We start from the raw sequence: 26,315 nt of genomic DNA, 5'->3' as shown, positions 1-26,315 counted from the left end.
GCAGAACTGCAGCATTCGCTGCGATGTTGCGCAATGCCGCAGTTTCGCTCAACGCGCTCTGTCCTGCCCCACGGATTGAATGCAGGACATTGCTGACAAGCACGTCGCCGCAGCGGCCGCGATATCCCGAGGCCGCCTGCAGGCCCCTCGGCCCCGCTTTTGAAGACGAAAGTCTGCTGGTGCTGGACAAGCAGGGTGTAACACTATAACACGGAGATGTTACGTTATTACATTAATAGGAGATTGCATGTTCCGCTCCGGTTCCGGCGTCCTTTTCGCCACCACCATCCTCGCGACCCTCACCTTTCCATTGGCGGCCCATGCCGAAGAAGAGCAGAAGGAGACTTGGCGGCTGTTCATCGCCGATCACACCCAGCCCGTGGTTCGCGCCATCGATCTGGGCACGGACAAGGAAATCGGCCGCTTCGACCTGACGGGCTATGCCGCGCTGTCCCTGAGCGACACGGGACGCACGGTTTTCGCCGTCCAGGGTGACCAGAACGTGGTCCACGCGATCGACACCGGCATTGCGCTCTCGGACCATGGCGAACATCGGGACATCGAGATCACGGAGCCACGGCTTCTTGAAACGACGATCACCGGCGAGAAGCCCGGCCATGTTGTGGCCCATGGCGATGATCTCGCAGTCTTCTACGATCGCGGCGGCAAGTTCGACCTCCTCCAGGAAAGTGCGCTGCTGGAAGGCAAGGCGGACCTGAAGCCCTATGACACGACCGCCGCGCATCACGGCGTCGCTGTCCCGATGGGCAACCACCTCCTCGTTTCCGTGCCGAACATGGAGGCGACGGTTAAGGAAGGCGAACTGCCGCCCCGCCTTGGCCTGCGCGTGCTGGACAGGGACGGCAGGCAGGTGGGCGATGTCGCGACCTGCACGGGCTTGCATGGAGAAGCGGCTTCGGCGCGGCTGGTGGCTTTCGGCTGCGCCGAGGGCGTACTCGTTGCCCGCCCGGGGGGCATGGATGGCCCGAAGCTGGAAATGCTCGCCTATGGCGGCACGCTGCCGGAAGGCAAGGTATCCACCCTGCTCGGCGGCACCTCCATGCAGTTTTTTCTGGGAAACTATGGAGAAGACAAGGTCGTCCTCATCGACGCCGATGCCAAGGAACCCTACCGCCTCGTCGAGCTGCCGCTTCGGCGGGTCGATTTCATCCTCGATCCCGCCAAGCCCCGTAACGGCTATATCCTGACCGAAGACGGCAAGCTCCATCTGCTGGACGTCGTGGACGGCGTGATTACCAGATCCGAAACCGTCACCGAGCCCTACAGCAAGGACGGGCATTGGCGCGACCCGCGCCCGCGCCTTGCGGTTGCCGGGAACCATATTGCGATCACCGACCCGCGCAAGAACCTGGTGCGTCTCGTCGATTCAGAGACATTGAAGGAGACCCGCACCATCGCTGTCGAAGGGCAGCCCTTCGCGATCGTCGCCGCCGGCGGATCGGGCGCGTCTCACTGAGCCCATTTTGCGGGTGGGAGTGCCGGCTGGTGCCGGCACTCCGTCAAGGGACAGGCTTCGCCGGGCCTGCTGACCGCCATTTCCAAGATCGACAGGCCGAGTCCGTGTTGTATCGCAGTCGCATCCACCGTCACCGTCCGGTCAGGTGCCGCTGCGCGGCCCCCAATGCCGGGCAAGCGAAAGACATTCGCGCCAGAACAGCATGGCCCCCGTCGTCGACACGCTGCGCAGCGAGACGGCGGCGGCGGCGTGGGCGAGTTCGAGGCATTGGACCAGGGGCCACTCCTCGTGAAGGCCGTAGAGCATACCGGCCGCAAAGGCGTCGCCCGCTCCGTTCGCGCCCCTGATCTCCCCCTCCGGAATGGCGACCGAGGGCAGGATCGCGCTTTCTCCCGTGCGGGTGATGGCGATAGCGAAGGCGGGGCAGTGCACGGTCACCAGTTTCAACGCACCGCGCTGCAAGACGGCATGCGCGGCGCGCAGGCAGGCGTCCTTGTCGGATGTGCCGTCCAGGATGGTCTCGACACCGGCGATCGCCCCGATCTCCATGTCGTTGACGATCAGGAAGTCGAGATGCGGCAGGCAGGGTGCGACGAGCCGGGCCATCAGGCCGCGGTCGATGCTCGCCAGCTCCAGGTTGGTCTGAAGCCCTGCCGCGCGTGCCTTCTTCAACACCGCCACCCAGCCGTTCGGCTCGTCTTGCCAGGGCGCGTCGAGAATGCGGTGCACGCCGGGAAGACCGAGATGCAGGTAGCGCATGCGCGTTTCGGAAAAGTCGAAATGGTCCGGCGTCAGCAGCGCCCCGGTTCCGGCGTGGAAGATATGGGTGCGCCGATGCGAGCGCAGCGAGACATAGGCGTCGCAGAATTGCGTGGCGGCGTCGGGCGTCACCGTCATCCGGCGCGTGTCGATACCCGCTGCGGCGGCCGTTTCCCTGAGGTAGCGACCGTCGTCGTCATCCCCGACGAGGCCGATCGTCTCGACGGGGATATTCGGATCGAGGTGTTTGATGTCGAGTGCCAGGTTGCAGCTCGAACCGCCGCCGTGGCGCTCCTCCTCGAAGAGCTCGGCGAGGCCGTCCTCGCCCGGCCAGTGGCTGACCGTGCGATTGTAGTCCGCGCACCAGGTTCCGCCCGTGAGGATGCCCCGCCGTCCGCCCGTCATCTGCTCTCTTCCGGCTTGAGCACGGCTTCCGTGACGACGTTGTCTGCGGAGAGATCGCGCAGCGGCTTGATCCCGTCCCTGGAAAGGCTCGCGTGATAGGCCTTCACTGCCTCCGACGGAGAGATCGACCCGGACGCGACCTCACGCATGAAACGCACCATCGCTAGCGGATCCTCGGCAAGGTTGATCTTGCGCCCGAACAGCGCGACGCGGGCGCCGAACCGTTCGGCCTGGTGGAGAAGCTCGAAGCAGTCACGCGTCGTGCCCGCGCCACCGCCGAGGACGCCGACGATGACGCTCGGATCATAGGCAGCGAGCTCGTCCAGCGCCTTGGCGCCGTTGAACGGGATTTTCAGGAACTGTGGCCGGTCCGCCTTGGTGACGCCGGCGAGGCAGCGCATCAGCACGTCGTTGACGTAGTGTGGAACCAGCTCGGGATCGATACCGCACGCCACATTCGGATTGAACACTTCGAGGAAGTATTTGAAATTGTTGCGTGCCGCATCCTCGCGGAACCAATGGAAGGCTTCCAGCGCCTCATAGTCGCGGTCGAGGTCGTTGTTGAAGGTGATGGAATAGAGGCCGAGATCCGTGCCCGTTATCGGCGCGCCGGGCGCGGGATCGATCGTGCCGGTGGCGACGCGCGAAAGCGAGGCCGTGCGGAACGGACGCGAGGGCTGTTTTGAATAGGTCGCGCCGCGGCAGACCCAGACGTCCGTCGTGTCGTTGGCGCGGATCGCCGGCTTGACGGCGCTGCCCCTGAAGACGCCCATATCCGTCAGCGCCTCCATGTTGGAGGCGGAGGTGAGCATGATGTCGACGATGTCCTGCTCGACGATGGCGCGGATGTTTTCCAGGAATTCCGGGCGAGTATAGTGGCGCGACCAACTGCCGTCCTTCGCGCGCTTCGGCCCGCAGGAGGTGATGGACGGCCCCATGTCGCCATCCTTGGCGTCGGCGATGATGAAATCGCTGCGGGTGTAGTTTCCGGCGCGGATGCGCGCGAGCTTCTGGTCGAGGCGGTACATGTCTTGCTCCGTTCGGGACAGGGTCAGGCGGTTGCCGCGCCGGTCATGATGGCGACGACGTCGTTCATGGAATGGGTTTTGGGGGTGACCACGGCCGCGCGCCGGCCAAGGCGCATGATGTGGATGCGGTCGGCGATGTCGAAGACGTTCGGCATGTTGTGGCTGATCAGGACGACGGGCAGGCCGCGGTCGCGGATCGAGCGGATGAGCTCCAGCACCTGCCCCGTCTCGCGCACGCCGAGCGCCGCGGTCGGCTCGTCCATGATGACGAGCTTGCGGGCAAAGAGCGCCGCGCGCGCGACGGCGACGCCCTGCCGCTGGCCGCCCGACAGCGACTCCACCGGATTGTCGATCGCCGGCAGGCGGAACTTCAGCTCGCCCATGGCGCGGCGGGCCTCCTCGCGCATGCGCTTCTTGTCGAGGCGGCGGAAGAGGCGGCCGAGCAGGCCCGGCGCGCGCAATTCGCGGCCGAGGAAGAGATTGGCGGCGATGTCGAGCGCAGGCGCGACGGCGAGGTCCTGGTAGACTGTCTCGATGCCGGCATGGCGCGCGTCGAGCGGCCCCTTGAAATGCACCGGCGCCCCATCGAGCAGGATGTCGCCGCTGGTCGGGTGCACGGCTCCGGTCAGTGTCTTGATGAGGGTCGACTTGCCGGCGCCATTGTCGCCGACGACGGCGAGGATCTCGCCGGCGCGAAGCTCGAAGTCGACGCCGTCGAGCGCGGTGACATGGCCGTAGGTCTTCACCACGTTACGCGCTTCGAGAACGACATGCGGGGGATTGTCGGCCATCAGCTCTTCCTCCGGGACATCTGGTCGAGCGCGACGGCGATGATGACGAGGATGCCGGTCACGAGATCCTGCCAGAGCGGGTCGATGCCGGCAAGCGTCAGGCCGTTGCGCAAAACGCCGACGATGAGCGCCCCGATCAATGTGCCGATGAGGCCGCCGCGCCCGCCGAACAGGCTGGTGCCGCCGATCACCACGGCGGTGATGGAATCGAGGTTGGCGCTCTGCATGGCGTTCGGATCGGCATTGGGAATGCGCCCGAGCGCCAGCCAGGCGGCGATGCCGTAGATGAGGCCGGCGAGCACATAGACCGAGAGCAGGTGGCGGCGCACCGGAATGCCGACGAGGCGGGCGGCCTCGGCGTTGTTGCCGATGGCGTAAGTGTGGCGGCCCCATTTCGTCTCGTTCAGGAGATACCAGACGGCGGCGTAGAGCGTGAACATGATCAGCACGCCATAGGTCAGCACGAAGCCGCCGAGCTTCATCGTGTTGCCCGTCCAGGCGAGGAAGGGGTCACGCACCGGAAAGGCGCCGCCTTCCGAGATCAGCCGCAAGGCGGCGGTCAGGATGCCGAGAATGCCGAGCGTGACGATGAAGGGCGGCAATCTCAGGCCGGAAACAAGGCCGCCCGCCGCAAGGCCGGCAGCCGTGCAGAGCAGGATGGCAAAACCCATGGAGAGCACGGGATCGTAGCCCAGATTGACCAGCTTGCCGGCGACGATGGTGCCGAGCACGCAGATGGCGCCCACGGCAAGGTCGATGCCGGCGGTCAGGATCACCAGCGTCTGGCCGATCGCCAGAACGCCGATGATGACCGTCTGCTGCAGGATGATCGACAGGTTGTGCGTGGCGAGAAAGCGGGGATTGGTCAGCGCGAAGATCACGCAGAAGCCGAGAAGGACCAGAAGCGGGCCCACCGAGGGCGTTCCCAGGATGCGGGCCTTCAGGCTCCGCGGCGTCTCGGCGTCGGAAACGGTGGCTGTGTTCATGGGCATCCCGTGCATCAGGTTTTGCGCGGCCGGCCGCCCGGTCGGGACCGCGGCGGCGCGTGGCCACGCACGGTCCCGCCGGGAGGTAGAGGATCAGTCACCCCAGCAGTTTTCAAGACCCCAAGCGGTGTCCTTCGATTCCAGGCCCTCGACCGGCTTGTCGGTGATCAGGAAGGAACCGGTGTTGACGAACCCGCTCGGCTTCTTGCCGGAGGCCGCATATTCCACCACCGCGTCGACGCCCATGGAGGCCATCTTGTAGGGGAACTGCATCACGGTCGCGGCGATCTTGCCATCCTTCACGTCGCGCACGCCGGCGCAGCCGCCGTCGATCGAGGTCAGCATCACGTCGGCCTCCTTGCCGAAGGATTTCAGCGCGGCATAGGCGCCGGCCGCGGCCGGCTCGTTGATCGTGTAGACGGCGTTGATGTCGCCGTTCTTGGAGAGCAGGTTCTCCATGCCGACCTGGCCCTTGTCCTGCGCGCCGTTGGTGATGGCCGCGCCCGCGATCGACGGGTCACCCTCGGCGATGCCGAAACCCTTCAGGTAGCCGTCATGGCGGAAGGTGTCGACCGTACCACCGGGCGTGCCGTCCAGCATGGCGACGACCGCCTGCTTGTCGCCCATCGCCTTGCGGGCATAGGCGCCCTGCTGCACGCCGGCCTCGAAATTGTCCGTGGCGAACGTGGCATCGACCGCGTCGGCCGGGTCCGTCGCCGTGTCGAGCGCGATGACGAGCACGCCGGCCTCGCGGGCCTTCTTGATGACGTCGAGCATGCCGGACGAATTGTTCGGCGTGACCAGGATGCCCTTGGCCCCTGCGCTGATCAGGTCTTCGATCGCGGCGACCTGGCCCTCGTTGTCGCCGTCGAACTTTCCGGCGCGGGCGATCAGCTTGACGCCTTTCTCCGCGGCGCGGGCCTCGGCGGCCTGGCGCATCTTGACGAAGAACGGATTGACCTCGGTTTTCGTGACGAGGCCGATGATGACCTCATCGGCGGCGGCGGAGCCTGCGCCAAGGGCAAGGCCGAGGGCGAGCCCGGCGGCGGCAAAACCGGTCCGCATGGCGGTGGAATATACGGATGCGCGAATGCGATGAAGCGACATGGAATCCTCCCAAATCCGACGATGCCGTAGAGCCCCTCCGGCTCTTTTGGCGGACACGGCCTCTCCTCAAAGGCCGCAGGGATTAGCGCATCTCTTTTGGATGAAGTCAAATGGCTATTGCTTATCTTTTGTAAATTTCTATCCAAAATTAAATCCGCGATACCGAGGGGGCGGTTTCCGGGCGACGCGCAACGTTCTTTTTTCCGCCCAGACCAACCTCTCGCTCTCGACCTTGGCCGGCACGCCCCGCTACGCCGCGCTTTGCAGGATCAGGCGGCGCCGCACAGGCGCATATATGCGGTGATGTTATGTACATCGCCATGCATAAGTTCTCATGACGGTGGAACTGCGTGCTTTATCTCATGCGCCTTTGTCGCTAAACCGGTCTGAAAACAGGAGTTTTGCATGGCGCGCGGGGACGAGGGGCACGACAGACCAACGCTTGACGGCGCGGGGGGCATCCTTTCCCTGATCGCGACGGGCGTTGCAGCCTCGCGCGCCGAGCTGCTTGCCGCCTCCGGCCTGTCACGCGTGACGGTGACGCAGCGGCTGAACGCACTGCTTGCGAGCGGCCTGGTGTGCGAGACCGAAAAAACCCTGCCGAGCGGCGGCCGGCCGACCCGGGTGCTGGCGATCAACCGGGCGAGCGGTTTTCTGCTCGTCGCCAATATCGGCGAGACGCACATCCATCTCGCCGCCATGGACCTGACGCCGGCGATCCTGTCCCAGACGACGCTGCCCTTTTCCGTGGCGAGCGGGCCTGAGGCGACGCTGGCGCAGATCGGTGACGCTTTCGCCGCCCTGGCGGCGGAGACGGAAAAGACGCACGGCTTCTTCCTCGGCGTCAGCCTCAGCCTGCCGACACCGGTCGATTTCAAGCGGGGCTGCGTCGTCGGCCCCTCGGTCCTGCCCGGCTGGGACGAGTTCGACATCATCGGCCGCCTCAAGGCGCGGTTCGATGTGCCCGTCTATGTCGAGAACGACGTGAACCTGATGACGATCTGCGAGCACAAACGCCGCGTCCCGGCGGTCGACGACATGCTCTTCGTGAAGGTCGGCACGGGCATGGGCAGCGGCATGATCGCCGGCGGGCGGCTCTTCCGCGGTGCGCAGGGCGCAGCCGGCGATATCGGCCACATCCAGTTCCTGTCCGATGACGCGCCGCTCTGCCGCTGCGGCAAGTTCGGCTGCGTGGAGGCGCGCGCCGCCGGCTGGGCGATCGCCCGCGATCTCTCGGCCCGCGGCTTCCACGCCGAGACCGCCCGCGACGTGATCGACCTCGTCGAGCAGCGCAAGCCTGAAGCGCTGATGCTGCTGCGGGCCGCCGGCCGCACGATCGGCGAGGTCATCTCCGACGTCGTCAGCATCATCAATCCGAGCCTGATCGTCATCGGGGGCACCCTGGCGCGCGGCGGGGACCTGATGCTGTCGGGTATCCGCGAACTCGTCTACCAGCGCTGTCTTCCCCTTGCCACCCGCGACCTTTCCATCGTGCTTTCCACCGTGCGCGAGGACGGCGCGCTGTTCGGCGCGGCGCATTTGCTGCTGGATGACCTTTTCGCTTCGGCAAAGGCTGACCGCTTGCTGGAGCGTTATGACTTTGCCCGGCAACGACACGTTCCGGCACCAAGAAGGCGGCAATCGTTCTGACAGGTCCGGATATCCAGAAGCGTTCGCTCGAACCGTCTGGCCCCGTTAAACCTGGACCAGAGAAGCCTGCCGGATTGAAAGACGACAGGGTATTGCATGAAATAGATCACCATCCCTTCCTCCGGCATTCTGGACGGTGCCCGGCTGCTGCGACGACATTTCGCCTGGTGCTCATCCATGCGGCGGTTGAGTTTGTGATCAGCAGCCCCACATGGCTCTCCATCGGCGACAATCCCATAAAGCCGTTCATGGGAAAACTTGTCCTCGAAGTGTTCTTCGTGCTCCTGGCGATCCTGTTCGCCTATATGCTCAGCAGAATGAGAGGTAAGTCGTACAGCGTGCAGCTTTTCGTGTGCCTGCTTCTTTCCCTTTGCAGTTCGCTAGGCATGTCAATGCTCGATTATTGCCTCTATAGCTCGATCATGCTGCCTGCCATCATACTGCGTGATCTCACGGAATACGGTTATGCGGTCTGTTGTCGCATGTTGATTTTCTTCGGCTGGTCGTTCCTCTTTATCGCTTTGCTTGCACTACCAGATAAACCCGCATTTTCTCTTCAACACGCTGAGTTCGATGGCATTGCAGAAGGAATATCTGAATATTGAGAAGGAGCGTTTTTCAGATCGTATGATCGTGCGCGTCGATATTCCCGCAGAATGTCCATGATGCGATGTTCCAAGCCTGATCCTGCAGCCCCTTGAGCGAGAATGCCGTGAAACATGGCGTCGGCCCTTCCGCCGGCAAGGTCGAAATTCATATAAGCTCGGTCAGGATCGGCCCGATGCTCTGTGTGTCGGTTGAAAACGACGTGATGGAGCGGATCGTTGGTGGTGACGTTCTGTTGGGTGACCTAGAAAACCGAAGCGGTGATCAGCCCGTTCCAGCCCAGCGGCTGGTACTTGATGCCGGCCTCCGCGCGGAAGGAGGTGGGGTAGCTGAGATAGGGGGCAAGGCCATTGTCGAAGAGATAGCCAATGCCGGCCCTGCCGGTGAAGGCACGGCTCCGCTCCGGAGCGTGGGTGTTGCTGGCGACGTCGTCAACGTCCGTCTCGACCCAGTCGTAGCGGCCGGCAAAGGAGAGTACCCAGTTGTCGATCCTGACCTGGTCCTGCGCATAGAGGCCGACCTGGGTCTGGAAGACAATCTCCAGGCTATCGGCAGAGGGGTTTGCCGGCCCCCGTTGAAAGCGCTTCTTGCGAGCCGGAGGGAGATGCTTGCGCTGCCGCGATGATCAGAGCCCGGCGACGCAGACATATTTCAGTTCGAGAAAGCCCTCGATGCCGTATTTGGAGCCCTCGCGGCCGAGGCCGGACTGCTTGATGCCGCCGAATGGTGCCATCTCGTTGGCGATCATGCCCGTGTTGACCCCTACCATGCCCGCCTCCAGCGCCTCGGCGACGCGGAAGACGCGCGCCATGTCCCTGGCGTAGAAATAGGAAGCGAGGCCATATTCGCTGTCGTTGGCCATGGCGATGACGTCGTCCTCGTCCCTGAAGGTGATGATTGGGGCAAGCGGGGCGAAGGTCTCCTCGCTCGCGACCTTCATCGCCTGCGTGACGCCGGCAATGACGGTCGGCTCGTAGAAGGTGCCGCCGAGGGCGCTGCGCCTGCCGCCGGCCAGGAGCCGGCCGCCCTTTTCCAGCGCATCGGCCACATGCTCCTCCATCTTGGCCACCGCCTTCTCGTCGATCAGCGGCCCATGCGTGGTGCCGGCCTGCGTGCCGCGGCCGAGCGTCAGTCCCGCGACCTTGGCGAGCAGCTTTTCCGTGAAGGCTTCGGCCACGTTCGACTGCACATAGATGCGGTTGGCGCACACGCAGGTCTGGCCGGCATTGCGGAATTTCGAGATCATCGCGCCTTCCACGGCGTCGTCGAGGTCGGCATCGTCGAAGACGATGAAGGGCGCGTTGCCGCCGAGTTCCAGCGACAGGCGCTTGATGCCGTCGGCGGCCTCCTTCATCAGCCAGCGGCCGACGCCGGTGGAGCCGGTGAAGGTGATCTTGGCGACCTTCGGGTTGTGGCAGAATTCCGCACCGATCGGCCGCGCCTCGCCGGTGACGACGGAGAAGACGCCCGCCGGTACCCCTGCCCGCTCGGCAAGGACTCCGAGCGCCAGCGCCGAAAGCGGCGTCTGCGAGGCGGGCTTCAGCAGCATGCTGCAACCGGCGGCAAGCGCGGGTCCCGCCTTGCGGGTGATCATGCCGTTCGGGAAGTTCCAGGGCGTGATGGCGGCGCAGACGCCGACCGGCTGCTTCAAGACCAGGATGCGCTGTCCGGTATTGGCGCCGGGAATGATGTCGCCGTCGATGCGCTTGGCCTCTTCGGCGAACCATTCGAGATAGGCGGCGTTCGAGACCACCTCGCCCCTTGCCTCCGCCAGCGGCTTGCCCTGCTCCGAGGAGAGGATCAGCGCGAGGTCGTCGGCATTGTCGAGGATGAGCTGGAACCAGGCTTTCAGCACCGTGGCGCGCTCCTTGGCCGTGCGTTTCGCCCAGAGTTTCTGCGCGACGTCCGCCGCATCGATGGCGGCGGCGACCTCTTCCCGCGAGAGCGAGGGCACATCGGCGATCGGCGACCCGTCGAAGGGATCGGTGACGGCGAAGGTGCGGCCATCGGCGGCCGGGACCCAGCGTCCGCCGACAAAGGCCTTGTCGGCAAGCAGGCTCGCATCCTTGAGCGCGGTCTTGAGCGGGTGCGTCATGAAAGATCTCCGAAAAGCTTGAGAAAGGCGGGACCGGCAAGGGAGATGCCGGAGAGGAAAAGCAGGCAGAAGGCGACGCGCCGGAGCCCCATCGGCGTCAGTGGCGGCGGATAGCGTCGGGCGAGCAGCGTGAAGGCCATGACGACCGGAATGCAGAGCAGCCCCCACCAGAAGGAGGCGGACGGCATGTTGCCGGCGAGCCCGACAAGCGCCAAGCGCAGCAGGCCGTTGACGGCGAAGATGGCGACGAGGGTTTCGCGGATGGAGACGGCCCGGAGCGGCTGGCGGTAGAAATGATAGACCAGCGGCGGGCCGGCGGTGGAGAAGAGGCCGCCCATGACGCCGGCGATCGCGCCGAAGAAGACGAAGGAGCCCGGTCCAGAGGGGTTTGCGAACGGCGTGGGGCGAAGGAGAAGCTGGAGGCTGGAGAGGATGATGATCGCGCCCAGCACCAGCTTCAGCCAGTCGAGCGAGGCGGCGAGCAGCAGGCCGAGCAGCCAGTAGCCGAGAACGAGGAATGCGAGGCTGACGAAGATGACGAGCAGGAATTCGCGCCGGGCGATATCCCGCCAGCCCTTTGCCAGCACCTGCGCCGCATTGACGAGCCCGAGGATGCCGACCAGCACGGCCGCATCCGGCAGCGGCACGACGCCGGTCAGCCCCACGCCGCCCATCATCAGCAGGCCGAGCGCGAAGCCCGTCAGCGTCTGCACATAGGAGGCGCCCGCCGCAAGCAGCAAGAGGACGACGAGGCTCGCCGTGTCCATGATCAGAGCGTCCCGATATCCGCGAAAAGGTCCGCCTGCGCCGCATCCTCGCGGTAGAACACGGTCGGCTGGCCGAGCGGGGCGGCGACGGTTACTTCGCGGCCGCCTTCGTGCGTCTCGCCGCTCCAGACATGGACCCAGTTCGCGCTCTTCGGCAGGTAGACGGTCCGCTCCGTCTCGCCCGCCTTCCAGACGGGGGCGATGAGCAGGTCCGCACCGTAGAGATAGGCGTCCTGGATGGCATAGGTGGCGCGGTCGTCCTCATGGTGCAGGAAGAGCGGGCGCTGGACGGGCAGGCCCGTCTCGGACGCTTCCTTGGAGAGCGCCTTCAGGTAGGGCGCAAGGTGCACGTAGATCGCCGTCATGCGGGCGAAATGGGCAAGCACCGCCGCGACCTGGTCGATCTGCACGTTGTCTCGCGGGCGGTTACCCTCATGGCTGCGCATGACGGGCGTGAAGGCGGCCATCTCGGCCCAGCGCATCAGGAGTTCCGGCGTGCGGACATTGCCGAAGAGGCTGGTGTAACCGCCGATATCGGAGTGGTGGTAGGCATTGCCGAGAAGGCCGGATGAGAGCGCGCCGCAGATGACCGTGACGAGACCGTCATGGCGCGAAAAGTCCACCGACTGGTCGCCGCCCCACAGAAGCGGGCAATAGGCCTGCACGCCCGTATAGCCGGCGCGCATGAAGAACAGCGTGTCGCCCGTCTTGCCGCGGCTTTCCACCGCCTTGGCGTTCACCTCGGCCCAGAGCGTCGGCCAGGCATTGTGCATCAGCTTGGCGTCGACGCCATTCGAAAGCTTCACGTCGATCGGCAGGTATTCGCCGAAATCCGCCATCCAGCCGGAGAGGCCGAAATCCAGCATGTTCTGGCCGATCACCCGCTCGGCGAACCAGGCCGCCGCGTCCGGATTGGTGAAATCGACCACGCCGCAATCGAACTCGCCGAAATCGACCAGCGCGGTCTTGCCCTCGGCATCCGTCGCGAAATAACCGCCCGCCTCGGCCTCCGGGAAGAGCGAGCCGTCGACGCAGAGATAGGGGTTCACATAGCCGAGGAAGCGGATGCCATCGTCGGCAAGCTCGGCGATCTTCTGGCGCAGGTGCGGATAGCGCTCCTCGTTGCCCACCCAGTCCCAGAAGAGGCGCGCGCCAAACGTGGTGTGGCGCAGCCCCACCCAGTCCTCGCACCAGAGCCCTGAGACTTTCACGCCGGCGGCGCGCATCTTCTCCAGCCGCTCGAAGGAGCCCTTGCCGTCCTTGAGGCCGATGATCGCGCCCTGATAGACCCAATCCGGCAATTGCGGCTGGCGGCCGAAGCGCAGCGAGAGTTTTCCCACGAGATCGCGGAAGGTGGCCGCGGCGAAGAATTCGATCCTTTCCGGCACCTCCCAGACTTCCACCTCGTGAAAGCCCTCGCGGCGGAAGTCGAAGACGGCATAGGCCGTCGTGTCGACATGCAGGGCATAGCGGCGGGAGGAGATGTAGGTCGGCTGGGGATAGTTGGTGTTGTAATAGTCGCCGCCGGCCTTGCCGGTCACGTCGGACTGGAAGGTGATCTCCGTCGTTTTGTCGCGGCCGACGCCGGGCTCGGAGGTCCAGAGCGGGAAGCGGCGACCGCGCAGGTCGAAATAAGACATCTGCTCGCCGCCGCCCCAGACATGCTCGTCCTTCTCCGCGACGGTGCGCAGCCAGAGGCGATTGACGGAGGCATCGGGCGCTTCGAGCCGCAGGCTGTCGTCCTCCACCTTGAGGATGAGGCGCGCCGGCTGGCCGGGCGCGTTGGAAAGGCGGATCGTCTCGCCTTCGACCTCGGCATGGGCGAGCGCCACGCGCTCCACCACATAATCCTCGATATCGAAATTGCCGCGATACATGTCCATCCGCTCCTCGCCACGGCCGGCGAAGAGGGCGGGATTTTTCGCACTATGGCTGAGGATTACGCGGCCATCGAGGGAGAGGGTGAAGCCGCTGGCGGTCTTTTCAAGGAGCATGGCGAAAACCTTCAGTTCTGCGTGAGGCCGGCATCGACGATGAAATTGGCGCCGGTGCAGCCATTGCTTTCATCCGAGCCGAGGAAGAGCGCGAGCCGCGCGACATGGCCGGCATCGAGGCGGAATTTCAGCGATTGCAGGTCGATGAATTTCTGGCTCTCCTCCGGCCCGGCCCAGAGCGCCTTCTGCCGCTCGGTGACGATGGCGCCCGGCACGATGCAGTTGACGCGGATGCCATCCGGGCCGAGATCGCGGGCGAGCGTGCGGGTCATGCCGTTGATCGCGGCCTTCGCCGTCGTATAGCCGACCATGACCGGATTGCCGCGCATCCACGAGACGGAGCCCATCATGACGACGGAGCCCCTGCCCTTCTCGCGCATGCCCTTGGCGACCGCTTGCGTCGCGAAGAACTGGTGGTCGAGGTTGAGCGCCAGCATGCGCCGCCAGTAGTCCGGCTCCACCTCGTCCATGCGGTGGCGGTCGTCCTTGCCGGCATTGTTGACGAGGACGTCCACCGCACCGTGCTTGGCCTCGACCTTCGCCACCGCATCGCGCAGCGCCGGGATATCGGTGAGGTCGCAGGGGTAAAAATCCGCGCCGGTCGCCTGCGCCGTCGCCTTGCCGGCCTTCTCGTCGATATCGAGGAAGGAGACGTTCGCACCTTGGGCACGGAAGGCGCTCACCATGGCCTCGCCGATGCCGGAGGCGCCGCCGGTAATCAGCACGTTGCGGCCTTCGAGCGAATGGTAGCGGACGGTATCGTAGGTCATGGGCATGCCTCAGCGGGCTGGGTTGAACAGGGGTCGGGCAAGGCCGGCGACAACGGTGCGCAGGGAAAACAGCGCGCCGGAGAGCGGGTATTCGATGAGTTCCTCGTCGGGCCGGCCGATGGAGCCGCTCGTGCAATAGAGCGTCTTCAGGTCCGGCCCGCCGAAGGCGATCATGGTCGGGCATTTCGCCGGGACCGGATATTCGGCGAGAAGCGTTCCATCCGGTGCATAGCGCTGCACCCGGCCGCCCTCGAAAAGCGCCGTCCAATAGCAGCCCTCGGCATCGACCGCGCCGCCATCCGGCCGCCCCTTGTCGGTCTCGCTGCCGAAGCGGGCAAAAACCTGCCGGTTCGCCGCCTCGCCGGTCGCGGCGTCGTAGTCGCAGGCATAGAGCGTGTAGCGCAGCGTATCGGAATGATAGAGCCGCCTGCCGTCCGGCGAGAAGGCGACACCGTTCGAGGTCAGCAGCCCGCCGGCAAGGCGCGCCAGGCCGCGACTGTCGTAGCGGTAGAGGCTGGCGATGCCCTTCTCGCGCGTCTCGTCCACCGTGCCGGCGATGAAGCGGCCGACGGGATCGACGCCGCCGTCGTTGAAGCGGCTGATCGACTGGTCCTCGGGATTGTCGGCGAGCTTCCTCAGCAGCTTGCCGTCCGCATCGATGAGCCAGAGGCCGGAGCGCAGGCCGGCGATAAAGCCGCCGCCCTCGGCAAGGCCGATGCAGCCGACTTCCTCGGGCAGCTCCATCGTGCCGAGCGCGCCCGTCGACGGGTCGTAGCGGTGGATGCGGCAGCGCTTGATATCGACGAAATAGAGCACCTGTTCGGCGACCGACCAGAGCGGGCATTCGCCGAGCGCGGCCGAAAAATCGAGGACGGGGGCGAAAGCTTGCTGCACGGTCCGCCCTCAATAAGCCGCCATGGGCGTTGCGGGGGCCTTCTCGACGCCCTTCATCTGGCCGAGCCATTTGCTGGCGCGGCCGGTCATCAGGGCGATGTCGGAGGCGATGGCGGCGAAATCGTAGCCGTAGCCGATGAAGCGCTTCACCATGTCCGGGTTCGGGCCGACGATGCCGACGGGCTTGCCGGCCGCATGGGCGTCCTTCGCCGCCTTCTCGATCAGCGCCTGCACCTCCGGATGGGCGATGTTGCCGATATGGCCCATGGCGGCGGAGAGGTCGCCCGGGCCGACGAACAGCGCATCGATGCCCTCGACGGCGGCGATCTCCGGCAGGCGCTCGATGGCTTCCGGCGTCTCGAGCTGCACGACGGTGCAGATGTCGTCATTGGCGGATTTCAGGTAGTTCGGGATCGTGCCGAAGCGCGAGCCGCGATGCACGGCGGCAACACCCCGGATGCCGTGCGGCGGATAGCGCGTATAGGACGCGGCGGCCTTCGCCTCCTCGGCATTCTGCACGAAGGGCAGCATGACGGTGCGCGCGCCGGCATCGAGCGCGCGCTTGACCAGCACCTGGTCGTTCCAGGCAAGCCGCACCACGGCGTCGGCCGGCGTGCAGCCGATGGCGCGCAGGATATGGGCGAGATCGGTGAACTCGACCGGCACATGCTCCATGTCGACCACGAGGAAATCGAAGCCACCGTAACCGAGAGCTTCCGCCGTCGCGGGCGCGGCGGCCATCAGCCAGGTGCCGAGCGGGGTGGCGCGCGACTTGTCGCCCAGCCAGGACTTGAAGGGGTTGTTGCTGCTCATGGTGTTTCCCTCAATAGATCGGCGGTTCGGGCACGGGTTGCGTGCCGGTCAGGAAGTCGAAGTCGCAGCCCTCATGCGCCTGGCTGACATGGCGCTGATAGAGGGCGGCGAAGGAGCGTTCGTAGATCGGCGCGGAGGGCTTCCATTCGGCACGGCGGCGGGCCAGCTCCTCCTCGGAAACGCGCATGTTGATGGTCGCGGCGGCAACGTCGAGTTCGATAAGATCGCCGGTCCTGACCAGCGCCAAGGGCCCGCCGACGGCGGCTTCCGGCGAGACATGCAGAATACAGGTGCCGTAATGGGTGCCGCTCATGCGCCCGTCGCAGATGCGCACCATGTCGCGCACGCCTTGCTTCAAGAGCTTCTTCGGGATCGGCAGGTTGCCCCATTCCGGCATGCCAGGCGCGCCGACCGGGCCGGCGTTGCGCAGCACGATCACCGTATCCTCGGTGATGTCGAGGTCGGGATCGTCCAAGGTCCTGTTCATGGTGCGCGGATCGTCGAAGACGATGGCCGGGCCGATATGCTTTAAAAACTTCGGATTGGCGGCCGAGGATTTCATCACCGCGCCGTTGGGCGCAAGATTGCCGTGCAGCACTTCCAGCGTCTTGCCGCGTTCGAGCGGCACGACGGGATTGTCCTCGCCGCGGATCACCTCGTCGTTCCAGCAGTCGGCGTCGGCGATGTTCTCGCCGAGCGTCCGGCCGTTGACGGTCGGCCGGTCGAGCTTCAGGTGGCGCGAGAGTTTCTTGAGCATCGCGTTGACGCCGCCGGCGAAGTAAAAATCCTCCATGAGGTATTCGCCGGAGGGAAAGACGTTTGCGACGACGGGCACCTTGCCGGCCATCTCCGCCATGTCGTCCAAAGTCAGCGAGACGCCGACGCGCTTGGCCATGGCGATCAGGTGCACGGCCGCATTGGTCGAGCCGCCGAGCGCCATATAGGCGACGAGGCCGTTGAGGAAGCTGTCGCGGTCGAGGATCTTCGAGGGCTTCAGGTCCTCCCAGACCATCTCGACGATGCGCGACCCGCAGGCCGACGCCATGCGCGAATGGCCGGAATCCACGGCCGGGATGGAGGAAGCGCCGGAGAGCGTCATGCCCATCGCGTCGACGATGGATGTCATGGTGGAGGCGGTGCCGATGGTGTTGCAGGTGCCGGGCGAGCGCGTCATGCGGCTTTCGAGGTCCACCCAGTCCTCGCGGGTGATGTTGCCGGCGCGCAGCTCGTCCCAGTATTTCTTGGTATGGGTGCCCGCGCCGGTCTTGATGCCGCGCCACTGGCCGTTCGACATCGGCCCGGCGGGGCAGAAGATCACCGGGATATCCATCGAGAAGGCGCCCATCAGCAGCGCCGGGGTGGACTTGTCGCAGCCGCCGAGGAGGACGGCGCCGTCGATCGGGTGACAGCGCAGCAGCTCCTCGCATTCCATGGCGAGGAAATTGCGGTAGAGCATGGTGGTGGGCTTCACCATGACCTCGCCGACGGAGATCGCCGGAAGCTCGACGGGATAGCCGCCCATCTGCCAGACGCCGCGCTTGACGGCCTCGGCCCGGTCGCGCAGATGCGCATGGCAGGGGCTCATCTCGCTCCAGGTGTTGATGATGCCGATCACCGGCCGGCCCATGAACTCCTCGCGGCGCATGCCCATCTGCTGCGTGCGCTGGCGGTGCGCAAAGGCCCGCATGTCGTCGGTGGCGAACCAGCGCTGGCTGCGCAGTTCGGAAATGTCGCGGCGCTCGCTCATCCCTTGATCCCCCCGGCGGTGAGGCCCGAGACGACGCGCTCCTGGAAGATGACGATCAGCACGGCGACCGGAACGATGCCGACGACGAGGGCGGCGGAGATGACCGGCCAGGGGAAGGCGAACTCGCCCTGGTAGAGCTGGATGCCGACGGGAAGCGTGCGCAGCGCCGGATTGGAATTGAAGGAGAGCGCCAGCAGGAACTCGTCCCAGGCATTGACGAAGGCGAGGATGCCCGCGGTGAAGACGCCCGGCGCGCAGAGCGGCACGACCACCTTGAAGAGGGCGCCCATCCGCGTGCAGCCGTCGATCATCGCGGCGTTCTCCAGATCGCGCGGGATGCCCTCGAAGAAGGAGACCAGCATCAGCGTGCAGACCGGCAGCGAGAGTACCGTATAGGGCAGCACGAGCGCGATCCAGGTGTTGAGCAGGTTCAGCGTCCTCATGATCTCGAAGAGCGGCACGAGCAGCGTCACCAGCGGGAAGGTCGAGACCGCGATGATCAGCGACAGGATGAGGCCGCGGTAGCGCAGGTTCAGCCGCGCCAGCGCATAGGCCGCCAGCACCGAGACGAGCAGCGTCAGGCAGGTGGAGAGCAGCGCCACCATGAAGCTGTTGAACAGGAAGAGATGCAGTGGCTGGTCGGAGAAGGCCTGCATGTAGTTCGAAAGCGTCGGGGCGTGCGGCACCCAGGTGATGGGCTTGGCGGTCAGCTCGGCTTCCGTCTTCAGCGAGGTGAAGAGGATCCACAGCGCCGGGAACATGCCGTTGACGATCAGCACGCCACCGGCGATGAGGCGCAGCGGACGGCCGGAGAAAAGGCCGGAAAATCCGGGAGAGGCGGCGGCGCTCATGGCTTACTCCTTGGTCCGGATGGCGCGGAGATAGACGGCGGTCACGCACATCGACAGGGCGAACATCACGACGGCGAGCGCCGAGCCGTAGCCGAGGTCGAGGAAGGAGACCGTGTTCTGGTGGATGTACATGGCGAGCGTGGCGGTGGAGGTGCCGGGGCCGCCGCCGGTCATCATGTAGGGGATGTCGAAGGTCTGGAGCGCGGTGATGGTGCGGAAGATCAGCGCGACGACGATCGAGGGCTTCAGAAGCGGCAGCGTGATCTCGAAAAACTGGCGGATACGGCCCGCGCCGTCGACATCGGCGGCCTCGTAGAGCGAGCGCGGGATCGTCTGCAGGCCGGCAAGGATGATCAGCGCCATGAAGGAGGAGGTCTTCCAGATGATCGTCAGACAGATCGCGGCGAAGGCCCAGTTCGGCGAGTTGAACCAGATGATGCCTTCGAAGCCGAGGCGGTTCAGCACGTCGTTGACGACGCCGTATTCCGAATGGAAGAACCAAGCGAAGATCAGGCCCGCGAAGGAGAGTGGCAGCGCCCAGGGGATCAGCAGGGAAAGGCGCACCGGCCACTGCACGCCGAAGGGGAGGTTCGCGAGCAGGGCCAGTGCCAGCCCGACCAGGAGGGCGCCGGGCACGGTGATGAGCGTGATGAGAACAGTGTTCCAGGTGGTTTCCCAGAACACCGGATCCTCCAGCATCAGGCTGTAGTTTTCGAAGCCGACGAACTCCGCCGGCAGGCCGGAGGTGAGCGACAGGCTGAAGAAGCTGGTATAGCCGAGGCGCAGCACCGGATAGACGATGATCAGCGCGAGGAGGATCGCGGCGGGCGCCAGCAGGACGACGGCGAGCGCCCGGTCGCCGAGATCGAGCCAGCGCGTCCAGGCCGGCGGGCCGCGGTCAGCAGGGCGTGCTGCATTGAGGGTAGAGGTCGTCGACAAGGGGCAACTCCCGGCAATTCAGGTTGGGGAGGCGGAAGGGCGGGCAGGCCGCCCTGCCCTTCCGGCGATGGCGATCGCGATCAGCGCAGGATGCGCTTGAGGCGCGCCTCGATCTGGCTCGCGCCGTCCTCCGGCGTGGTGACGCCGGCGAGCACCGCGTTGACCGTCGTGCGGATGACCTCGCTCACCTCGTTGTAGCGGGGCGTCACCGGGCGGGCCTTGGCGGTCTCGACCACCTGCAGCGCGTCGGCGAACCACGGCACAGCCTTGAGCACCTCGTCGTTCTTGTAGGCGGCCGCGTAGGTCGGCAGCAGCGAGCCGTTGGCGGCCATGAAGACGGAGACATCCTCGCTGGAAAGGTACTCGACCAGCTTCTTCGCCTCGTCCTGATGGGTGGAATAGGCCGAAACGCCCCATTCCCAGCCGCCGAGGCAGCTTGCCTGCTCGCCGGAGCCGAGCGCCGGCAGGCGCGCCACGCCGACATTGTCCTTGACGGCCGATTCCGCGCCCTGGAAATGCGTCCAGGCATAGGACCAGTTGACCGCGAAGACGGCGCTGCCGGCCTGGAATTCCTTGCGCGTATCGTCGGTGGCGACTTCCGCGATGTTCTTCTTGGCCGTGCCCTCGTCGACAAAGCCCTTCCACAGCGACAGCGCCGTGACGGCGGCGTCATGGTCGAAAGTCAGCTTGCCGTTCTCGACGAGGGTCTTGCCCTGGCTCCAGTAGGGCAGCAGGAAGGTGCAGACCGCACCCTCGATGGCCTTGCCCTGGAAGGACACGCCCTGCAGGTCCGGGTTCTTCTCGCCCTCGGCCACCTTCTTGGCCGCGGCGGCCAGCTCTTCCCAGGTCTTCGGCGGGGCAATGCCGTATTTGTCGAGCAGGTCCTTGCGGTAGTAGAGGAACATCGCGTCGGCGAAGGCCGGCAGCGCGACGATCTTGCCGTCCACCGTGTTGGCCTCGGCATAGGCCGGCAGGTAGACCGACATGTCCTCGCCGGCGAAATCGGAAGTCCAGCCGGCGGCGGCATATTGCGCCGGGCGGATGACGTCGAGCATCAGCACGTCGAGGTTCGTGTCCTTGGCGGACATGACGGTGTTGAGGTACTGCGCCTGCGCTTCCGACGTGTTGCCGCCGGTCTCGATCGCCACCTTGACGCCCGGATTGGCCGCCTCGTACTTGTCGAGCACCTTGCGCCAGACATCCGGCTGATGCTGGCTGGAGACGAAGATCTTGAGGTCCGTGTCGGCGAAGGCCGGCGCGGCGAAGGCAAGCATGGTGGCAGTGGCGAGCGCGCCCGCCAGGGTTCTGGTGTTCATTCTATCCTCCCGTGATGGAGCGCGCAAAGCGCCCGGCATTCAGTTGATGACGCGTTCGCTTGCGGCATCGAAAAGATGGATTTTCGTGGGGTCGACGCCGATCCGGAATTCCGAGCCGGGCTCCGGCCGCATCTCCGGCGGCATGCGCGCGGTCAGCACGTCGCCGCCGACGGCAAAGTGCACCAGCGTGTCCGAGCCGAGCGGCTCGACAACCTGCACGCGGGCGACAAGCGCAGCCGCCGGATCGGCTGCCGTGCCAAAATGCTCCGGCCGTATGCCGACGACCACGTCGCGGCCCTCCACGCCGGTCTCGCGCCCGGCCCGCACGCCCGCCAGCCCCAGCTTGTTGCCGTCGGCAAAGGCAAGACAGCCCGCCTCGACCTTCGCCTTGGCAAAGTTCATCGCCGGCGAGCCGACGAAACCGCCGACGAAGACGCTCTGTGGCCGGTTGTAGACCTCGTCCGGTGTGCCGACCTGCTCGATATCGCCCCCCTTGAGGATGACGATGCGATCGGCGAGCGTCATGGCCTCGACCTGGTCGTGCGTGACATAGATGATCGTCGTGCCGATCTGCTGGTGCAGGCGCTTGATCTCGGTGCGGACCTGGCCGCGCAGCTTGGCGTCGAGGTTGGACAGCGGTTCGTCGAACAGAAAGACCTTCGGCCGGCGCACGATGGCGCGCCCCATGGCGACGCGCTGGCGCTGGCCGCCGGAGAGCTGGCCGGGGCGGCGCTCGAGCAGATGGGAAATGCCGAGCATCTCGGCGGCCTCGTTGATGCGGACATCTGCTTCGCGCGCCGGCACGCCATGAACCTTCAGGCTGAACCCCATGTTCTCGCGCACCGTCTTGTGCGGATAGAGCGCATAGTCCTGAAAGACCATGGCGATGTCGCGCTCGCGCGGCGGCAGGCGGTTGACCATCTTCTCGCCGATGCGGATCTCGCCGCCGCTGATGCTTTCGAGGCCGGCGACCATGCGCAGCGTCGTGGACTTGCCGCAGCCCGAGGGGCCGACGAAGACGACGAACTCGCCATCGGCGATTTCGAGGTCGACGCCTTTCACGATGCGCAGCGAACCGTAACTTTTTTCCAGCTTTCGCAGGCTGACAGAAGCCATTCCTCTCTCTCCCAAGCGTGGCCGGGCATCCGGCTCATCTCGATCAATAATAGCGCTACGATTTATATGATGCAAGCCGCACTTGGAAAATGTTTTTTGGTGCGCGGGATGACGCAATCTCCATGAAATTTGACAAAAGTCTCTTTATTTTCAAAATATTACATATTCGCACGCCTGCGATTGTCGTTGCGACATAATCAAAAGTGTGCTATTTATGCAATAATAGCGCTATGGAGTTGACCATGGACAACACAATGCGAAAGCCGCCGCGCAATCGCCGCAAGATGCAGTCCGTCACGATGTCCGACGTGGCCGAGCTCGCCAATGTCTCCCCCTCCACCGTGTCGCTCTTCCTGCGCAAGCCCGAGGCGGTTTCGGCGGCTGCGAGCCAGGCGATCAGCCGGGCGATCGACAAGCTCAACTATGTGCCGAACCTCATGGCGGGCGGCCTGGCCGCCGCGTCCTCCCGCGCCGTCAGCATTCTCGTGCCTTCGGTGCGCAACGCCTTCTTCGCCGAGACGGTCTCCTCCATGCAGACGGCACTCAAGAAGCAGCGCTTGCAGCTCATTCTCGGCCATACCGAATATGACGAGCAGGAAGAGGAGGAGCTGGTCCGCATGGCGCTCTCCTGGGCGCCGGCGGCGATCGTCCTGACCGGCCTTTCGCACAGCGCGGCGACGCGCCGGCTGCTGGCCAATGTCGCCATCCCCGTCATCGAGATCTGGGAGCTGGGCGGCCCGCAGATCGACGCCGCCATCGGCTTCCATCACGATCAGGTCGGCATCGCGGCGGCGGAGCACCTGATCCGGCAGGGCCGCCGCAACCTTCTCTTCCTCGGCGCGCGCATGCACCAGGACCGCCGCGCCAGGCAGCGTTGCAACGGCTTCCTGCAGGCGGCCAAGGCGGCCGGAGCGGCCGCGAAAGTCGTCGAGCATCCCGACACGGCCTCCGCCGAAATCGGCTCTATGCTGCTGGCGGAAGCCTTGCGGCTCCACCCCGAGACCGATGGCATCGCCTGCTCGAACGACCATATCGCGCTCGGCGTGCTCTTTGCCTGCGAGCGCCAGAAGATCGCCGTGCCGGACCGGCTCGCCGTGATCGGCTTCGGCGATCTCAGCTTCAGTGCCGCCTGCAACCCGCCGCTCACCACGATCCGTCCGTCCGGCGACCTGATCGGCCGGGAGGCTGCAAGGCTGATCGAAGAGCACCTGCACGGCGAAAAAGCGGACGCACACCGCACGATCGACACCCGCTTCACGCTGCAGCATCGCCGCAGCAGCTAGGGCATGTCCGGCGGGATTGTGGGGCGCTACCGATAGCCGATTGCGCGGAAACGAAGACAAGAAGGGCTATTGCCCCTTGGCGCGAACGGAGCTGGCTTTTCAACGGGGCACGAAGGATCGGCGGCACCGCCGATCCATTCCCCTGCCGCCGTCATGCCCGTCAGTTCAGCGTCAGCCCGTCGATGGTGACGACGCGTTTTTCCTTGGCGGAACGTTCCGCCGCCAGCCCGATGGCAACTGCCTTCAGGCCGTCCAGCAACGCCACCTCGACCGGACCGGCACCCAGGATCGCCTTGCGGAACTTCTGGTGCGCGTAGAAGGTCGCGCCGTGATGCGCGCCGGCATGCAGCACTTCCGCGTCCACCTCGACGATGCGGCGTTCGGGCTGGCGCTTTTCCTGCCGGAAGCTGATTTCGATTTCGGAATGCCTGCCGGCCTCCTCGCCGCGATGCCCCGGCACGAAGCATTCGACCCGGCCGAGCGAGCCGGTCGCGGCGAACTCCTCCTGCCAGAGAGCGCCTTCGGCGAACATGCAAAGATCGAGCGAGGCGCGGATTCCCGACTTGAAGTCGACCGTGACGAAGGCATTGTCGATGATGTCGGGCCGCTCGCCGTCCTCGCGCCGCTCGTCGGCATGGTTGACGTCGATGCCGGCGGAGGCATGGACGCGCACCGCCTCGTCCTCGGCGATCAGCCGCATGAGATCGAAGAAATGGCAGCACTTCTCGACGAGCGTGCCGCCCGTGCGCGCCGCGTAGCGGTTCCAGTTGCCAACCTTCTGCTTGAAGGGAAAGCGGTGTTCGCGCAGCGCGATCATCTTGAGGTCGCCGACCGTTCCCTTGCGAACCTCTTCCACGAGTTCCGTGACCGGCGGCATGTAACGGTACTCCATGCCGATCCATAGCGGCGCCGTGTAGCCGGCAAGCGCCGTCGACATCCAGGTGAGTTGTTCGGCGGAGGTGCAGGCGGGCTTTTCCAGAAGGATCGGCAGGCTGAGGCCCCGGTCGAGAATCCTTGCCAGCACATCCGCATGCGTGTCGTTCGGCGTTGCGATCACCAGTGCGTCGACGGCGTTGCTGGCAAGGAGCGCATCGGCCGAGTCGAACAGCTGGGCCGTTTCGGGAACGCATTCGGCGGCCAGCGCACGCGACCGGGCATCCGGATCCGCGATGGCCGTAATCCTTGAGCCCGGCGTCATCGCGATATTGCGAAGATGCTCGCGTCCCATCATGCCGGCCCCGATCAGGCCGTAGCGTATAAGGTCTGACAATCTCATTCCTCCTCTCGATTGCGTCGATGCCGGCGGCATACCGACGGCTTTGGACCGGGAAACGTTACGCAGCAGTCCGCACGAAATCAAATAAAATCGTAGCGCTATTATACAGCGGCATGCCGCCGCGTTTAATAAGATATTGGTAAAAAAGGAAGAATTAGAAAATCCTCTAGGGTATCGCGCTTTCTTCGCGATAATTGACGTCACTTAATGTAGCGCTATTATAGGCTTGGGAGAAACTTGGAGGAGGAACCAAGCATGAAAAGCCCCATCATTGCCTGGACGGTGGCAGCGTTCGCAATCGGATCGCAGGCGCCGGCCCATGCCGACACGACGCTGCGCATGTTCGTCTCGAGCCAGGGAAGCCCAAGCGTTCACCGCAAGATCGCCGATCTCTACGAGCAGCGGAATCCCGGCATCAAGATCGAGATCGAACTCGGCGGCGCGACGTCGGAACTGCAGGCGCAATATCTCAACACGGTCCTGTCGAGCCGCGATCCCTCACTGGACGTCCTGATCCTCGACATCATCCGTCCCGCGCAATTCAGCGCGGCCGGCTGGATCTCGCCGCTCGGTGAAGCGGCGGCCGACGCGCCGATGCTCGAGGGCTATATCAAGGCCTATGCCGACGCGAACACGGTCGATGGCAAGCTCGTCGCGCTGCCGGCGCATGCCGATGCGCTGTTGCTCTACTATCGCAAGGACCTCCTGGACAAATACGGCCTTCCCGTGCCGAAGACCTGGGCGGAGCTTGCCGAGACGACGAAGACGGTCCTGGCCGGGGAGGGTGACCCGAACCTGCAAGGCTTGAGCTTCCAGGGAAAAGCGATCGAAGGCGCCGTCTGTACCTTTCTCCTGCCCTATTGGAGTGCCGGCCACGACCTGACGAGGAACGGTGACTTTTCCTTCGACAAGGACGGTGCGGTCGCGGCCTTCAACCTCTGGAAGGGTTTCGTCGATCAGGGTATCGCCAAGAAGAACATATCGGAGGTCGGGACCGACGATACGCGGCGGGAGTTCCAAGCCGGAAAGGCGGTGTTCGCCGCACTGTGGGGCTACGGCTGGAGCAATTTTCAGGGTGAGGATTCCGCCGTGCGGGACAAGGTCGGCGTGGCAACCCTTCCCGCGGTGGAAGGCGGCAAGCCGGTCAGCTGCCTCGGTGGCTGGGAATGGGCGGTGTCCGCCTATTCGCGCCATCAGGAGGAAGCAAAGAAGCTCGTGACCTTCCTTGCGGGTGCCGAGGCGACCAAGATCAAGGCCATCGAAGCCTCCTATCTTCCGCCGCAGACGGCGCTCTACGCCGATCCGGATGTCCAGGAGGCGATGCCCTGGATCGAGAACGCCCGTGCCGTCGTCGAAAGCGCGCTCCCGAGGCCTGTGACGCCGCGTTACAACGAAGTGAGCGAAATCATCCGCACGCTCTTCAACGCCGTGATCGGTGGTTCCATGACGCCGGACGATGCCGCCGCACAGATGGAAGCACGGCTGCGCCGCGTATTGCGATAGGATCAGGGCGGACATCACAGCCATGAACCCCGCAAATCGGGGAGCATGGCTGCGCTCGTTGAAACCATCGGCGCTGGAAACGGGGCGGAAAATGCGCGGCCCTGGCTGCGGCCATATGGCAGTCCCCCAAGCCGCACCGCAG

The 26,315-nt window shown here is 65.1% G+C and carries 23 protein-coding genes; 6 read left to right on the top strand and 17 right to left on the bottom strand.

Annotated elements, in window-relative coordinates:
* Window positions 1–247: 247 nt before the first annotated feature.
* Window positions 248–1,477: a zinc metallochaperone AztD gene (gene aztD / locus AABF56_RS31940; protein WP_272809497.1), complete on the top strand. Its 1,230-nt coding sequence runs from the start codon at window positions 248–250 to the stop codon at window positions 1,475–1,477.
* Window positions 1,478–1,618: 141 nt separating this feature from the next.
* On the opposite strand, the gene AABF56_RS31935 is transcribed toward aztD, so the two are convergent.
* The 5 genes from AABF56_RS31935 to AABF56_RS31915 form a co-directional block, all read right to left on the bottom strand.
* A complete protein-coding gene (locus AABF56_RS31935) occupies window positions 1,619–2,641 on the bottom strand; it encodes a carbohydrate kinase family protein (RefSeq protein ID WP_272809498.1) in 1,023 nt (340 codons plus the stop codon).
* Complete coding sequence (locus AABF56_RS31930; protein ID WP_272809499.1) at window positions 2,638–3,669, bottom strand: hypothetical protein; 1,032 nt, start codon at window positions 3,667–3,669, stop codon at window positions 2,638–2,640. Before AABF56_RS31930 ends, AABF56_RS31935 begins: the two co-directional genes overlap by 4 nt.
* 23 nt (window positions 3,670–3,692) lie before the next feature.
* The gene (locus AABF56_RS31925; RefSeq protein WP_272809500.1) at window positions 3,693–4,460 is read right to left on the bottom strand and encodes an ATP-binding cassette domain-containing protein; all 768 of its coding nucleotides are present in this window, start codon (window positions 4,458–4,460) and stop codon (window positions 3,693–3,695) included.
* On the bottom strand, window positions 4,460–5,446 hold the full coding sequence (locus AABF56_RS31920) for an ABC transporter permease (protein ID WP_272809501.1): 987 nt from the start codon (window positions 5,444–5,446) through the stop codon (window positions 4,460–4,462). Before AABF56_RS31920 ends, AABF56_RS31925 begins: the two co-directional genes overlap by 1 nt.
* A gap of 93 nt (window positions 5,447–5,539) precedes the next feature.
* Window positions 5,540–6,553: a substrate-binding domain-containing protein gene (locus tag AABF56_RS31915; protein WP_443021341.1), complete on the bottom strand. Its 1,014-nt coding sequence runs from the start codon at window positions 6,551–6,553 to the stop codon at window positions 5,540–5,542.
* A 405-nt stretch (window positions 6,554–6,958) separates the two neighbouring features.
* Here AABF56_RS31915 and AABF56_RS31910 point away from each other — a divergent pair, with 405 nt between their 5' ends.
* From AABF56_RS31910 to AABF56_RS37845, 3 genes are all read left to right on the top strand, one after another.
* Window positions 6,959–8,203, top strand: coding sequence for an ROK family transcriptional regulator (locus tag AABF56_RS31910; protein WP_272809502.1), 1,245 nt, complete (start codon window positions 6,959–6,961; stop codon window positions 8,201–8,203).
* Window positions 8,204–8,728: 525 nt separating this feature from the next.
* Window positions 8,729–8,869 (top strand): histidine kinase, encoded by a 141-nt coding sequence (locus AABF56_RS31905; RefSeq protein ID WP_338341938.1) that lies wholly within the window; start codon window positions 8,729–8,731, stop codon window positions 8,867–8,869.
* Between the two features lie 46 nt (window positions 8,870–8,915).
* Window positions 8,916–9,434 (top strand): hypothetical protein, encoded by a 519-nt coding sequence (locus tag AABF56_RS37845; RefSeq protein WP_443021342.1) that lies wholly within the window; start codon window positions 8,916–8,918, stop codon window positions 9,432–9,434.
* Here the strand turns inward: AABF56_RS37845 and AABF56_RS31895 are convergent, their stop codons facing one another.
* The 11 genes from AABF56_RS31895 to AABF56_RS31845 all read right to left on the bottom strand — a co-directional run bounded on the left by AABF56_RS31895 (window position 9,435) and on the right by AABF56_RS31845 (window position 22,111).
* Window positions 9,435–10,904, bottom strand: a complete 1,470-nt coding sequence (locus AABF56_RS31895) for an NAD-dependent succinate-semialdehyde dehydrogenase (protein ID WP_272809504.1) — start codon at window positions 10,902–10,904, stop codon at window positions 9,435–9,437.
* Window positions 10,901–11,671: a TSUP family transporter gene (locus AABF56_RS31890; RefSeq protein WP_272809505.1), complete on the bottom strand. Its 771-nt coding sequence runs from the start codon at window positions 11,669–11,671 to the stop codon at window positions 10,901–10,903. Before AABF56_RS31890 ends, AABF56_RS31895 begins: the two co-directional genes overlap by 4 nt.
* Window positions 11,672–11,673: 2 nt before the next feature.
* Entirely contained in the window at window positions 11,674–13,665 is a 1,992-nt protein-coding gene (locus tag AABF56_RS31885; RefSeq protein WP_272809506.1) for an alpha-glucosidase, read from the bottom strand.
* Window positions 13,666–13,676: 11 nt separating this feature from the next.
* Window positions 13,677–14,441, bottom strand: a complete 765-nt coding sequence (locus tag AABF56_RS31880; protein ID WP_272809507.1) for an SDR family NAD(P)-dependent oxidoreductase — start codon at window positions 14,439–14,441, stop codon at window positions 13,677–13,679.
* A 3-nt stretch (window positions 14,442–14,444) separates the two neighbouring features.
* Window positions 14,445–15,329 carry an SMP-30/gluconolactonase/LRE family protein gene (locus AABF56_RS31875; protein WP_272809508.1) on the bottom strand — a complete coding sequence of 295 codons (885 nt, stop codon included), beginning with the start codon at window positions 15,327–15,329 and terminating at the stop codon, window positions 14,445–14,447.
* Between the two features lie 9 nt (window positions 15,330–15,338).
* Window positions 15,339–16,142 carry an HpcH/HpaI aldolase family protein gene (locus AABF56_RS31870; RefSeq protein ID WP_272809509.1) on the bottom strand — a complete coding sequence of 268 codons (804 nt, stop codon included), beginning with the start codon at window positions 16,140–16,142 and terminating at the stop codon, window positions 15,339–15,341.
* 10 nt (window positions 16,143–16,152) lie between these two features.
* Window positions 16,153–17,889, bottom strand: a complete 1,737-nt coding sequence (gene araD, locus AABF56_RS31865; RefSeq protein ID WP_272809510.1) for an L-arabinonate dehydratase — start codon at window positions 17,887–17,889, stop codon at window positions 16,153–16,155.
* The gene (locus tag AABF56_RS31860) at window positions 17,886–18,740 is read right to left on the bottom strand and encodes a carbohydrate ABC transporter permease (protein ID WP_272809511.1); all 855 of its coding nucleotides are present in this window, start codon (window positions 18,738–18,740) and stop codon (window positions 17,886–17,888) included. Before AABF56_RS31860 ends, araD begins: the two co-directional genes overlap by 4 nt.
* Before the next feature lie 3 nt (window positions 18,741–18,743).
* Window positions 18,744–19,679 carry a carbohydrate ABC transporter permease gene (locus AABF56_RS31855; RefSeq protein ID WP_272809512.1) on the bottom strand — a complete coding sequence of 312 codons (936 nt, stop codon included), beginning with the start codon at window positions 19,677–19,679 and terminating at the stop codon, window positions 18,744–18,746.
* Between the two features lie 80 nt (window positions 19,680–19,759).
* Window positions 19,760–20,995: an ABC transporter substrate-binding protein gene (locus AABF56_RS31850; protein ID WP_272809513.1), complete on the bottom strand. Its 1,236-nt coding sequence runs from the start codon at window positions 20,993–20,995 to the stop codon at window positions 19,760–19,762.
* A gap of 39 nt (window positions 20,996–21,034) precedes the next feature.
* Window positions 21,035–22,111: an ABC transporter ATP-binding protein gene (locus AABF56_RS31845; RefSeq protein WP_244770519.1), complete on the bottom strand. Its 1,077-nt coding sequence runs from the start codon at window positions 22,109–22,111 to the stop codon at window positions 21,035–21,037.
* A gap of 242 nt (window positions 22,112–22,353) precedes the next feature.
* On the opposite strand from AABF56_RS31845, the gene AABF56_RS31840 reads away from it, so the two are divergent.
* Window positions 22,354–23,394, top strand: coding sequence for a LacI family DNA-binding transcriptional regulator (locus AABF56_RS31840; protein WP_272809514.1), 1,041 nt, complete (start codon window positions 22,354–22,356; stop codon window positions 23,392–23,394).
* A 160-nt stretch (window positions 23,395–23,554) separates the two neighbouring features.
* Here AABF56_RS31840 and AABF56_RS31835 read toward each other — a convergent pair whose 3' ends face one another.
* Window positions 23,555–24,664: a Gfo/Idh/MocA family protein gene (locus AABF56_RS31835; RefSeq protein ID WP_272809515.1), complete on the bottom strand. Its 1,110-nt coding sequence runs from the start codon at window positions 24,662–24,664 to the stop codon at window positions 23,555–23,557.
* 261 nt (window positions 24,665–24,925) lie between these two features.
* On the opposite strand from AABF56_RS31835, the gene AABF56_RS31830 reads away from it, so the two are divergent.
* Window positions 24,926–26,173: an ABC transporter substrate-binding protein gene (locus AABF56_RS31830; protein WP_272809516.1), complete on the top strand. Its 1,248-nt coding sequence runs from the start codon at window positions 24,926–24,928 to the stop codon at window positions 26,171–26,173.
* Window positions 26,174–26,315 lie beyond the last annotated feature (142 nt).

The organism is Shinella sp. WSC3-e (genome assembly GCF_945994535.1).
Taxonomy (GTDB): domain Bacteria; phylum Pseudomonadota; class Alphaproteobacteria; order Rhizobiales; family Rhizobiaceae; genus Shinella; species Shinella yambaruensis.
Note: the sequence above shows the minus strand (reverse complement) of the source record. Positions and strands in the feature narration are given on the sequence as shown.